The 11,668-nt window shown below is 40.4% G+C and carries 11 protein-coding genes, 1 rRNA gene and 1 riboswitch; of the genes, 5 read left to right on the forward strand and 7 right to left on the reverse strand.

Features of this window, described 5'->3' with window-relative positions; all coding sequences use genetic code 11:
* Positions 1-390: 390 nt before the first annotated feature.
* Positions 391-948, reverse strand: coding sequence for a choline uptake/conversion transcriptional regulator CudC (cudC, locus tag WAX46_RS14730; protein WP_226569584.1), 558 nt, complete (start codon positions 946-948; stop codon positions 391-393).
* A 206-nt stretch (positions 949-1,154) separates the two neighbouring features.
* On the opposite strand from cudC, the gene betB reads away from it, so the two are divergent.
* Together betB and WAX46_RS14740 are read left to right on the forward strand one after the other, a co-directional pair.
* Positions 1,155-2,624 carry a betaine-aldehyde dehydrogenase gene (betB, locus tag WAX46_RS14735; RefSeq protein ID WP_336494252.1) on the forward strand — a complete coding sequence of 490 codons (1,470 nt, stop codon included), beginning with the start codon at positions 1,155-1,157 and terminating at the stop codon, positions 2,622-2,624.
* 27 nt (positions 2,625-2,651) lie between these two features.
* Positions 2,652-3,860, forward strand: a complete 1,209-nt coding sequence (locus tag WAX46_RS14740; protein ID WP_226569580.1) for an iron-containing alcohol dehydrogenase — start codon at positions 2,652-2,654, stop codon at positions 3,858-3,860.
* Between the two features lie 204 nt (positions 3,861-4,064).
* Here WAX46_RS14740 and WAX46_RS14745 read toward each other — a convergent pair whose 3' ends face one another.
* On the reverse strand, positions 4,065-4,187 hold the full coding sequence (locus WAX46_RS14745) for a hypothetical protein (RefSeq protein ID WP_264188768.1): 123 nt from the start codon (positions 4,185-4,187) through the stop codon (positions 4,065-4,067).
* 380 nt (positions 4,188-4,567) lie between these two features.
* Between WAX46_RS14745 and WAX46_RS14750 the strand changes: the two genes are divergently transcribed.
* Complete coding sequence (locus WAX46_RS14750) at positions 4,568-5,098, forward strand: hypothetical protein (RefSeq protein WP_226569576.1); 531 nt, start codon at positions 4,568-4,570, stop codon at positions 5,096-5,098.
* 11 nt (positions 5,099-5,109) lie between these two features.
* Complete coding sequence (locus WAX46_RS14755) at positions 5,110-6,657, forward strand: flotillin family protein (protein ID WP_226569574.1); 1,548 nt, start codon at positions 5,110-5,112, stop codon at positions 6,655-6,657.
* 30 nt (positions 6,658-6,687) lie between these two features.
* Here the strand turns inward: WAX46_RS14755 and ftsW are convergent, their stop codons facing one another.
* The 5 genes from ftsW to thiT form a co-directional block, all read right to left on the reverse strand.
* Positions 6,688-7,806, reverse strand: coding sequence for a putative lipid II flippase FtsW (ftsW, locus tag WAX46_RS14760; RefSeq protein WP_226569572.1), 1,119 nt, complete (start codon positions 7,804-7,806; stop codon positions 6,688-6,690).
* Between the two features lie 10 nt (positions 7,807-7,816).
* Complete coding sequence (gene rodA / locus WAX46_RS14765; protein WP_226569570.1) at positions 7,817-8,971, reverse strand: rod shape-determining protein RodA; 1,155 nt, start codon at positions 8,969-8,971, stop codon at positions 7,817-7,819.
* Positions 8,972-8,985: 14 nt separating this feature from the next.
* Positions 8,986-9,624 (reverse strand): DUF1232 domain-containing protein, encoded by a 639-nt coding sequence (locus tag WAX46_RS14770; protein WP_226569568.1) that lies wholly within the window; start codon positions 9,622-9,624, stop codon positions 8,986-8,988.
* A gap of 475 nt (positions 9,625-10,099) precedes the next feature.
* Positions 10,100-10,288, reverse strand: a complete 189-nt coding sequence (locus WAX46_RS14775) for a hypothetical protein (protein ID WP_226569567.1) — start codon at positions 10,286-10,288, stop codon at positions 10,100-10,102.
* Between the two features lie 91 nt (positions 10,289-10,379).
* A complete protein-coding gene (thiT, locus tag WAX46_RS14780) occupies positions 10,380-10,955 on the reverse strand; it encodes an energy-coupled thiamine transporter ThiT (RefSeq protein ID WP_336494253.1) in 576 nt (191 codons plus the stop codon).
* Between the two features lie 98 nt (positions 10,956-11,053).
* Positions 11,054-11,156, reverse strand: a riboswitch (TPP riboswitch).
* Positions 11,157-11,545: 389 nt separating this feature from the next.
* Between thiT and WAX46_RS14785 the strand changes: the two genes are divergently transcribed.
* Positions 11,546-11,668: ribosomal RNA gene (locus WAX46_RS14785) — 16S ribosomal RNA — on the forward strand; the annotation flags it as partial.

Raw genomic sequence — 11,668 nt, forward strand, 5'->3', positions numbered from 1 at the left:
CAAAAAGCTAGCAAACTGGACATGGAAAGGACCATGTCCAGCGTAAGACAACTGATAAATTTTATCAAAATAAGTGAAAACCCCACTTTTACTTGAAGTAAAGGTGGGGTTTGTCTACGGTCTGAAACAGACCCTCCATGGTCTGTTTTTTTATGGGGACGGGGACTAACCATTTCATTTTCCTTCAGAATTGAACATTTTTTATCAGAAAGGCTTCATTATAGAACCTTGATATATCAGTATATTTTAGGGAACGTCCGTTTGTATCGATGTCATACACCCTGCCAGCGTAGCGCTCTCCCAGCTGAGCTAATGCCCCGAAGGGTTACGACATAATTTATTAAAATCAAACTTCCTGTGAAATTCAAGCTGTAAAACGCAAATGTCTCGCTATTTTTCTTTCTGATCAATTGGTATATATTCAAAGATTTCACCGGAATGAACAGAGTGGGCTAATCGTCTGAGCCAGTCATAATAGGCTTTTGAGCTTTCAAGCTGTGCAAGGAGCTGCTGCGTTTCTCCTCTTACATTTTCCTCCACCTGATCAGCATGAGCCACATCTTGAAGACGCTCTTGGGCTTCTTCAATCGCTGCTAGATTGACCTCGACCTCTCGTTCCCATTTTTGCGGAAAGAAGTTCATAAAAAACTTAAAAAAATCTTTTTCAGCGACAAAGCTGTGTTTTCTTCGGCCGCGGTGGAAGGTCTTTTTGACAATATTCATGTCTTGAAGTTTTTTCACACCCGTACTCATACTGGGCTTACTCATTTGCAGCTCTTCACGCATTTCATCAAGCGTCATTTCCTCATTTAAGTACATTGTTCCATATAAAATACCCGCACTTCTTGTAATGCCATAGAGATCCATCGTTTCAGCTATGGAATCAATGACTAGGTCTTTAGCAGCTAAAATTCGTTCTTCTGCTAGTGTCTGTTCCTGCTTTTTCATTTTGTCCCTGCTTTCTATTAAGAGAATTCAATACGTTCAAAAAAACCTTTATGGACTATATGTTAACGAAAGGATACAAAATGTCAAAATAAATGAAGCATATTTCTCTTTGACAGAAAAATTTGAACATGTTAAGTTAATTATGTTCAAAATGTTAAATTTTTATTAAACAAAATTACCAAAGAGAATCAGAGGAGGTTCCTTCTATGAGTCAAACACTATTTATAGATGGACAATGGGTTGGCGCGAAAAGTGGCGACAAGCGGGACATTATCAATCCATTTAATCAAGAAGTGATCGCGACAGTCAGTGAAGGTTCAAGAAATGATGCGCAGCTAGCAATTAAAGCAGCGAGAAAAGCCTTCGATCAAGGCGATTGGGCAAACCTGCCTGGACTTGAAAGAGGAAATATTGTGTTTAAGATTGCTGAATTGATTAGACGTGATCTTGATGAATTAGCCAAATTAGAATCGCTTGATACAGGCAAGACATTAGATGAAAGCAAAGCGGATATGGACGATATTGCGAATGTGTTCCAATATTACGCAGGACTTGCTGACAAAGATGGCGGGGAAATCATTGCATCACCTATTCCGAACTCGAAAAGTGAATTAGTTAGAGAGCCTGTTGGTGTATGCGGACAAATCACCCCTTGGAACTATCCATTGCTTCAAGCGAGCTGGAAGATTGCTCCTGCTCTTGCGGCGGGGAATACAATCGTCTTAAAGCCAAGTGAAATTACACCATTAACCACCATTAAAGTATTCAAACTCATGGAAGAAGTCGGTGTTCCAGCGGGCGTTGCAAACCTAGTGCTTGGACCTGGTGCAACAGTTGGTGATGAACTTGCTGTAAACGATCAAGTGGATTTAATTTCGTTTACAGGCGGTATTGAAACAGGAAAGAAAATCATGCAGGGAGCCAGTGGGAATGTGAAAAAAATTGCCCTTGAGCTCGGCGGAAAAAATCCGAACATTGTATTTCAAGATGCTGATTTAGACGTAGCGGTTGATCAGGCATTGAATGCCGTGTTTTTCCATGCGGGGCAAGTGTGTTCAGCAGGTTCACGTTTGTTAGTGGAAGAATCCATTCATGATGAATTTTTAAAAGAACTGGTGAAGCGTACGAAAAAAATCAAGCTAGGGAACGGCTTTAATGAAGGAACGCAGAGCGGGCCGCTCATTTCAGCTGAGCATCGAGAAAAAGTAGAAAAATACGTCACCATTGGTCTAGAAGAAGGCGCAAGATTAGAAACAGGCGGAAAACGACCTGAATCAGAGGAGCTTCAAAAAGGATTCTTCTACTTGCCGACCATTTTCTCAGGCTGTACCTCAGACATGCGGATTGTACAGGAGGAAGTCTTTGGACCAGTATTGACTGTCGAATCCTTCCGTTCAGAGAAAGAAGTCATCGAGCTGGCAAATGATACGATTTATGGTTTAGCAGGAGCTGTATGGTCTTCAGATATTGCAAAAGCGGAAAGAGTCGCTCGTCAACTAAGATTAGGTACTGTTTGGATCAATGATTTCCATCCTTATTTTGCTCAAGCTCCGTGGGGTGGATATAAGCAGTCAGGCCTCGGGCGTGAGTTAGGACGTACCGGCCTTGAAGAATATACCGAGCTGAAACATTTATATAGAAATACTAAACCTGAAGCGGTTCATTGGTTTAAATAAACAACGCTCATTTGGAGGAGATTAAACATGACATTAAATATGAAAATTGAAAGCATGCAAAAGTTCCATACATTTGAAATTCCGACTGTCATCAAGCATGGCATTGGTGCGGTGAAACATGTTGGGGAAGAAGTGAAAGCATACCGCGTCTCAAAGGTATTGCTTGTAACAGATCCTGGTATTTATCAAGCGGGCGTTGTGGATCCAGTGATTGCTTCATTAAAAGAAGCGCAAATTGATGTTGTCCTATTTGATAAAGTAGAGCCAAACCCGCCAGTACGCCTAGTGAATGAAGGGTCTGCGTTATATGAAAAAGAAGGCTGTAATGGATTAGTCGCAGTAGGTGGCGGAAGCTCAATGGATACAGCGAAGGCCATCGGTGTAGAGGTGACTCATGAAGGCTCAGTTCTTGATTATGAAGCGGCAGAGGGGAAAAAACCGCTCGAAAATAGAATCCCTCCGTTAACAACAATCCCGACAACGGCTGGTACAGGTTCAGAGGTTACGCAGTGGGCGGTTATTACTGACGAAGAAAGAGAATTCAAATTCAACACAGGTGGACCACTTATTGCAGCTCATCTAACAGTGATTGACCCAGAGCTTCATGTATCCATGCCGCCTCATGTGACGGCAATGACTGGAATTGATGCACTTGCACACGCCATCGAATGCTATACCATGAAATTTGCTCAACCAATAACCGATGCGGTAGCGCTAATGGCGATTGAATATGCCGCTCATTATATTCGCCGTGCCTTTGCTGATGGAGAGGATTTAGAAGCAAGATATGGAATGGCACAAGCTGCGATGCTTGCTGGACTTTCTTATGGAAGTGAATCAGCAGGTGCAGCGCATGCGATGAGTCAAACACTTGGGGGCATTAATCCTGTAGCGCATGGTCAGTGTGTAGCAGCGATGATGGGACCTGTCATGGAGTATAACTGGAAAGGATACCCAAAAAAATTCGCTCGAATTGCTCAAGCCTTCGGTATTGATACAAGCAGAATGTCAACAGAGGAAGCAGCAAAAGCAGCTGTGAACTGGATGTATGATTTAGTGGAAGATTTAGAAGTTCCTTCATTAGAGGAACAAGGGGTATCAAAAGATATGATTGACCGTTTATCTAAAGAAGCGATGAAAGATCCGCAAACAGTTGGAAACCCAAGAGATCTAAACGAGAAAGCGTACAACTGGATTTATGCTCGCTGCTTTGATTTAACACCTAAAACGGTATAACGATATGAAAAGTCTCCCATCAGGGAGTCTTTTTTATGGCTTAAAATTGTTCTTTGATTTCTTTGATTTCTTTGATTTGATGGATATGGCGTTTTTCATGAGCGCTGATAAAATCAAGATACTGCTTAAGTGGTAACTCTTCAAATATAGGGTGTGCAATCAATCGTTTAAAATCATCTTCAGTAAAAGGTGATAAAATTTGATTTAATTGCTCGCATGCTGTTCGAGTTCATCCTTTAAATGTGTCGGCGTGACATGCTTTTGCTCAGGCTCAACATTACTAGGCGCCGTGGTTTTTCTTGAACGATCCTCTGCCATTTCTACCAATTTTGGCTCATCTTCTTTAATCGGTGCTTTTTTTAACTTGGTGCATTTTCTTTAAATGATCTGCAACCTTTTGAATAATCCAAGTATCATCAGATATTTTTTTGTTTAATTATTCTTCGCGCACACCTTGAAAATCCTTCCACAATTCTTGTCTTGCATCATGTAATAAACTCATTTTCATCACCTCATGATCAAATTTTAGCATACTGGTACATAACAATCATTCTTTAGCTACCCGGGGAATTCCTTTGAGGAATTATAAGGAATGATGAAACCTTTACAAAAGTGGTTCGTATTAGCTGTTAGAAGGAATACAATGGAGGTGAGTATGGTCAAAACGAAACAAAGGCAGTTCATTTCATGAAGAAAGGGTGAGAAAGATGGATGTGTTCGAGCTGCCTCTTCAGACGCTGTATTTATACATATTGATGATATCAGGAATCCTGACAGTTGTTTTCGTCTTTTTCGGCGATGTATTTGATGGATTGTTTGAAGTGATCAATGTTCCATTCCTTCAACCGACACTGATCCTCACATTTCTTACCTTTTTCTCGGCTGGAGGCTTCATCTCTGAAAAAACAGCAATCGTAGGAAGTGGGCTTGGAGCGGTATTATCTGCTATCCTCGCAGTTGTCCTTGTAACCTGTTTAAATGTATTTGTTTTAGTTCCGCTTTCCTCTGCTGAAGAGTCTCTCTCATATACTGAGGCCGATTTAAAAGGAAGAACTGGGGAGGTTATTGTATCAGTCCCAAAAGACGGGTTTGGAGAAGTGCTGTTAATTAGTAATAGTGGAAAAATCTCAAAGCCAGCCATCAGTTTCGATCAAGAGGAGATTCCGTATGGAACCCACGTGATTGTTGTCGAAGTAAACAAAGGCTTTTTATCTGTTATACCAAATGAAGAAATCTAGGAGGGAATGCCATGCCAGGAACAGCGATTTTGATTATGATTGGAATTGTCCTTGTGATTCTTATTGCACTTTTTGGCGTATTTGTTTCAAAATACCGGACAGCAGGTCCAGATGAAGCGTTAATCGTCACAGGGAGTTATCTAGGAAGTAAAAATGTCCACGTAGATGAAGGTGGAAATAAGATTAAGATTGTCAGAGGGGGCGGGACCTTTGTACTCCCTGTTTTTCAACAAGCTGAGCCGCTTAGCTTACTATCTAGCAAGCTAGATGTCTCAACACCTGAGGTTTATACTGAGCAAGGTGTACCTGTGATGGCCGATGGAACGGCAATCATTAAAATTGGTGGCTCGATTGAAGAAATCGCCACTGCTGCAGAGCAGTTTTTAGGTAAAACAAAAGAAGATCGCGAAAATGAGGCAAGAGAAGTACTAGAAGGTCACCTTCGTTCGATCTTAGGCTCTATGACAGTTGAAGAGATTTATAAAAACAGAGAGAAATTTTCTCAAGAAGTACAACGTGTCGCTTCTCAAGATTTAGCGAAAATGGGTCTCATCATTGTCTCATTCACCATCAAAGATGTCCGTGATAAAAATGGCTATTTAGAATCTCTAGGAAAACCAAGAATTGCCCAAGTGAAACGAGATGCAGATATTGCAACAGCTGAAGCGGATAAAGAAACACGTATCAAACGTGCCGAGGCAGATAAAGATGCGAAGAAATCTGAGCTTGAGCGTGCCACTGAAATCGCTGAAGCAGAAAAAATTAATGAGCTGAAAAGAGCGGAATTTAGACGTGAACAGGATACAGCGAAAGCAAGTGCTGACCAAGCGTATGATCTAGAAACAGCCCGAAACCGTCAGCATGTGACTGAACAGGAAATGCAAGTTAAAATCATCGAACGTCAGAAGCAAATTGAATTAGAAGAAAAAGAGATTCAGCGTCGTGAACGTCAATACGATTCTGAAGTGAAAAAGAAAGCAGATGCGGATCGTTATGCGGTTGAACAATCAGCTGCGGCGGAAAAAGCCAAGCGTCTCGCTGAAGCAGATGCGAAGAAATACAGCATTGAAGCAATGGCGAAAGCAGAAGCTGAGAAAGTCAGAATTGACGGGTTGGCAAAAGCGGAAGCTGATCGTGCGAAAGGGGAAACAGAGGCAGAAGTCATTAGACTGAAAGGACTTGCGGAAGCCGAAGCGAAAGAGAAAATTGCTGAAGCATTCGAACAGTACGGTCAGGCAGCAATCCTTGATATGATTGTGAAAATGCTTCCTGAATATGCGAAGCAAGTATCTGCACCACTTTCTAACATTGATAAAATTACAGTTGTTGATACAGGCGGTAACGGGGAAGGCAGCGGCGCCAATAAAGTCACAGGCTATGCAACAAACCTGATGTCCAGTCTTCAAGAAAGCCTGAAAGCATCCTCTGGAATTGATGTCAAAGAAATTATTGAGAACTTCTCAGGCAAAGGCAATGTGAAGCAAAGCATTCAAGAGCTAACGAATGAAATCAAGCAGCCAAGAAAAAAAGAGAAAGTTGATCGTCAAATAGAAGAATAAAATTAATAGACACCTTCTGATGGAAGGTGTCTATTTCGCTTGAGGGGTTCTCTTTATATATGAAGAAAGATTCACAAGAATGCCTGCGGATATCATCATGAACAATAATGAGGACCCCCCATAGCTAATGAAGGGAAGGGGAATTCCCGTAATGGGGAGGAGTCCAAATACAGCCCCTAAATTAAAGATTGCTTGAATCATGATTTGAAAAGTGAGACCGATCGTTAACAACTTTCCAAATGGATTCTGTAAAGCTCGAACGATTCGTACGGCGCGATACATAATAAGAAGATATGCACCAATCACAAACATTAGCCCCATGAATCCCAGCTCTTCACAGATAACGGCCATAATAAAATCTGTATGGGCTTCAGGAAGAAATCCTAGTTTTTGAATGCTCCCGCCTAAGCCATTCCCAGTCAGCCCGCCTGAATCCATGGCGAGATATGAATGAATCAGCTGATAGCCATCCCCATCCTCATACTGAAAAGGATCACGAAACGAGGTCAGCCGCTTCAAACGATAAGGAGCTGTCACAGCAAAAAAGGTGATACCTATCGCAGCAGTCGATCCTAGCAAAATGAGGTGGCGCATTTTAAGTCCAGCGCATAATAAGACGATCCCGCAGCTCAATAAAATAGAGACAGCCGTGCCTAAATCTGGCTGCTTTAAGATCAATAAAAAAGCTAGACTTAAAAGAATGAGCGGAGGCAGCACCCCTTTTTTAAAGGATGTGATGTAAGCTTGTTTCCTTGCATACACATAGGCAAAATAGATGATCATCACTAATTTCACAGCTTCAGACGGTTGGATTATAAGAGAACCAATATGAATCCACCGTTGTGTATTGTTTTTGACTACACCGATCCCGGGAATCAGGACAAGTATCAGGGATAACAATGACAGCATGACAAGCCACCGTATCCATTTACGATAAGCCTGATAAGGAAAAAAAGAGGCAATGACGAAAAAGAATAACCCAATCATGAACCATTGCCATTGTTTCATGAAGAAATAGCTGCTCTGCTCATACTTCATTTCACCTAAAGGATAACTCGCGCTGTAAACCATGAGTAAACCAAATAAACAAAGACAAACTATCGTTCCAGCAAGAATGTGGTCGATTTTTTTGAGGTGAGAAAGAATCATGACATCACCTTCAATCCCAGTTGCGTCCAAACATATAGGATGACGACCTCAGATTGACACTAAAGACAAGACCAATTGCCATCATGTTGGTCAATAGCGCACTGCCGCCGTAGCTGATAAATGGAAGTGCAAGACCAGTCACAGGCATTAAACCTACTGTCATCCCTACGTTTTGGAAGACTTGAAAGACGATAAGTCCAACCACTCCAGCACATATATACAACCCATAAAGCGTATTTGCATGCATAGCTACATGAATTATTCGATAGACCATCGTGAGATAAAAACAGATCAATAGGGAGGCGCCAATAAAACCAAACTCCTCACCAATTACTGCAAATATAAAATCTGTGTGTGCTTCAGGGATATTTCCCCCTTGTACTTGATTCCCTTGTGTATACCCGCTTCCTGATAATTGTCCTGACCCAATGGCAAGCATCGCTTGCTTCAGCTGATACCCATAAGTCGAATCAAATTCATCTGGAGAGAGCCACCCATAAATGCGATCAAGCTGATGAGGCTTAATAATTTTTGTGAATTGCTCAAAATGTTCATTGTGCAAGTAGGTCAAAAATGCAAGTAGTGCAAGAAAAGAAGCAATTAATGCAGCCATCATTTTACTTGAAATTCCTGAAACAAGCATTAGTGTAAAAGCAATAGACAATATCACGAGTGCAGTCCCTAAATCTGGCTGAATTAAGATCAGGAAAAAAGGGACAGCGGTCCAGCATATGACTTTACTTGCAGGAATAATGCTTTCTTTAAACGTAAAGTGCTGATGTTTGTATCGGTTTAAAATAGCCGCTAACAAGAGAATGACACAAATTTTCATAAATTCTGATGGCTGAACTTTGATGGGCCCAAAGCCGATCCACCTTTGGGAGCCATTTTGATTCGTTCCAAAAAAATGCACGAGAATAATGAGGAAGATACCACCTGCAAATAATCGAAAAGATAAACGCTCAAGTAGCTCATAATCAAAGTAGGCAACTGCCGCCATGAGGACAAAACCGATGATATACCAGAAAAATTGTCTTTTGACGAAATAAAACATATCTTGTGTTTCATACTGTCCCGATCCGCTATATACAGCCAGCAGGCTGATCACAAATAAGCAAATGACAGTGAATAATAGTGCGACGTCAATGCCGTTCTGTTTTTTCATGTCTCTGTACCCTGCTATGACCTATTTGTCAGCTGGTTTAATACGACTTGTACCGCTGCAGCGTCATCAATATAGCCGATCGGAAAAATATAATCAGGTATTAAATCAACGGGCATAATGAAATAAAGTAATGCGCCTCCCATCAACCTCAATTCACGAGAAGTACCTCGGCCGCTCATGAATGAGTTGTACATGTTTTTCAATTGATCAAGAAATGGCCCGACGCCGCTTATCGTTTCCATCTTTTTTTCAAACTTTGCTGAGATTGTTTCTTTTTCCTCGACTGATTGACTATAAGTTTCGTATTCATTTAACTTCTGTTTCAATTTCTCCTCACTGAATGTACCGTCATAGACATCATGATCTTTCAGTGTTCTTTTAATCTCTTCTACCGCCTGAATGAACGTATCACTCTGAACTCTTTCATTTTTAATTGGAAATCCAGCAGCTACCAATAGTTGATCTAAAGAAATGTTTAGAGCATCTGAAAGCCGTTGTAAATGATTCAAAGTCGGTTTTCTTTTACCATTCATTATTCTAGACAGTGTCGCTTTATCAATTTCTGTGTGTGTGCTGAGTTTTCTTAATGAGAGAGAACGTATGTGTAGTTGTTCTTTTAAGAGCTGCCTAAGCTCAGTTGTCTTAAACCCCATCTTCTACCCCACCCTTTCATATATATCACTCTTCAATAGAAGAATTCGTACCCAATATAAAGATTTGTTGACAAAATGTCAATGAATATCCTTTATGGATTGAATTTTATAGATATTCCTAAAATTGTAGAGATTCATGTGATGAGGCAAACAACTTACCCCGGCATTATTTCACAAGAGTATTTGGTTTTGCTTCTTTCTGAAAACAACGTGACGAGCGCTATTCAACATATGATGGTGAGCTTTATGCCATCTATTTATTATAGAAGAAACAGAAATCAGAGCGGATTATTTAATAGAGAAGGGTTATAAGATTATGATGCTCTGGGTGTTAAACAGAATTCAGAGAAGCAATTTTACCAAAAGCTTCAACCTAGTTTTGTCGTCACCAGCCAGTTCGAGCTGGCTGGCGAGAACCATGAGGAAATAGGGTATGAATGGGAGCTAACTGTACTAAATGATCATGTACAACGAATTATATCGTCAGCTTCCAGTAATAATGAGAGAAAAAAGTAAAAAGTGTAGCAAGCAAAATATAAGAGATAAAAGGAGAAGCCTCTACTTTTCCTTTAACACCTGCTATTTTTAATGCTTCATAGAAACCTGCCAAAAAGTAAACAAGACTGAGAATATAGCAGCAAAGCATAATGGAGTAAGGATTCATTGTCGTACCTCCAGCGTGAAATCTTCTACTATTAATAAATTCCATAGAGCGGCAAATTATGCAACAAAAATAACCCGCTGCAATCAGCGGGTTATTTTTGTTGAGGGAAAACCAAACGAGATGCACTTGAAATCAGTAAACAAAGAACGATACTACAAATAATAAAAGAAGGAACCATATATGTGCTGTTATAAACTAAAGAGTAGACCCACCCCGGTGTTCCTTCTGGTGCATATTGAGAAAAGAAAACGACGCCAGAAATAAAGAACGTTAGGAGTCTAAAAAAACTGGCGACAAATACCGAAAGGATAATATAGAAAATTTGTTTCTTTCGCTTTTCGTCCTGAATTGCTTTTTTGATCAAACCTGCAAATAGGCCACTTAGACAAATGACAACAGATGCGATGAAATAATCGAGAAATCCTTGTACTGGTGTAGCGATAATAGGGCTATTCATCAGCTGCAGTCCAGCAATTAACACACCGATGATAAATCCGGTCGAAATCCCCCATCTAATAGACATGAGAATCACAGGAATCATGATCAGTGCAATAGAACCGCCATTCGGCATTCTTAAGAAGAGACTTGATAAATAATCTAATACAAGTGCAAGCGAAGTCATAATCGCAATTTCCATCAGTCGTACTAATTGATTTGATTGTTGCATAAAAAAATCTCCTTTTTTACGAATTGAGCAAGGAGAGACCATGTAAGGATGAGTATGTTATTCATAGAAAAACATATCGGCTTGAATACAACACATGTATTCAAGTGATTCCACATTCCTACTTCAGTATTAACTGACAGGTTCAAAGGGTCAGAACAACGAATCGTTCACTCTCAGCACAAAGCTCCCCCTGCGGTTATTTAGTTTCAATCTACTATTAATATACTAGAGAGATTCATGATCAACAATAGAGAAATCTCATGTCAAGCACTTTTTGTATCAATATATAGGAAGAGATAAGGAAAAATAAATTATTTAGAAAAAATACTTGTTTCTTCTTTCAAAAGGTGTTATATTTGTATTCGCTGCTGAAACAGCGGGTCTGATAACTAACATTAAGAAAAAAGTTGTTGACTTCATCTTGATAGAATGTTATATTAATAAAGTCGCCTCTGAGCGACAATGAGTATGATCTTTGAAAACTAAACAAGACAAAACGTACCTGTTAATTCGAGTTATTATAAAAAATCCTATGATACTTCATAGGTAGTCAGTCAAACTGACGAAAAACAGAACTTCGGTTTTGTTCTTTTTCGGAGAGTTTGATCCTGGCTCAGGACGAACGCTGGCGGCGTGCCTAATACATGCAAGTCGAGCGGACAGAAGGGAGCTTGCTCCCGGATGTAAGCGGCGGACGGGTGAGTAACACGTGG

Origin of the sequence: Bacillus sp. FJAT-53060 (assembly GCF_037104745.1) — a bacterium.
GTDB lineage: Bacteria > Bacillota > Bacilli > Bacillales > Bacillaceae > Bacillus > Bacillus stratosphericus_B.

What these genes read in the sequence shown, in the direction of transcription:
- WAX46_RS14775 (WP_226569567.1), bottom strand. Translation starts at nt 10,288, where the DNA reads ATGAATCCTTACTCCATTATGCTTTGCTGCTATATTCTCAGTCTTGTT.
- WAX46_RS14750 (WP_226569576.1), top strand. Translation starts at nt 4,568, where the DNA reads ATGGATGTGTTCGAGCTGCCTCTTCAGACGCTGTATTTATACATATTG.
- WAX46_RS14755 (WP_226569574.1), top strand. Translation starts at nt 5,110, where the DNA reads ATGCCAGGAACAGCGATTTTGATTATGATTGGAATTGTCCTTGTGATT.
- cudC (WP_226569584.1), bottom strand. Translation starts at nt 948, where the DNA reads ATGAAAAAGCAGGAACAGACACTAGCAGAAGAACGAATTTTAGCTGCT.
- WAX46_RS14770 (WP_226569568.1), bottom strand. Translation starts at nt 9,624, where the DNA reads ATGGGGTTTAAGACAACTGAGCTTAGGCAGCTCTTAAAAGAACAACTA.
- rodA (WP_226569570.1), bottom strand. Translation starts at nt 8,971, where the DNA reads ATGAAAAAACAGAACGGCATTGACGTCGCACTATTATTCACTGTCATT.
- ftsW (WP_226569572.1), bottom strand. Translation starts at nt 7,806, where the DNA reads ATGATTCTTTCTCACCTCAAAAAAATCGACCACATTCTTGCTGGAACG.
- betB (WP_336494252.1), top strand. Translation starts at nt 1,155, where the DNA reads ATGAGTCAAACACTATTTATAGATGGACAATGGGTTGGCGCGAAAAGT.
- WAX46_RS14740 (WP_226569580.1), top strand. Translation starts at nt 2,652, where the DNA reads ATGACATTAAATATGAAAATTGAAAGCATGCAAAAGTTCCATACATTT.
- thiT (WP_336494253.1), bottom strand. Translation starts at nt 10,955, where the DNA reads ATGCAACAATCAAATCAATTAGTACGACTGATGGAAATTGCGATTATG.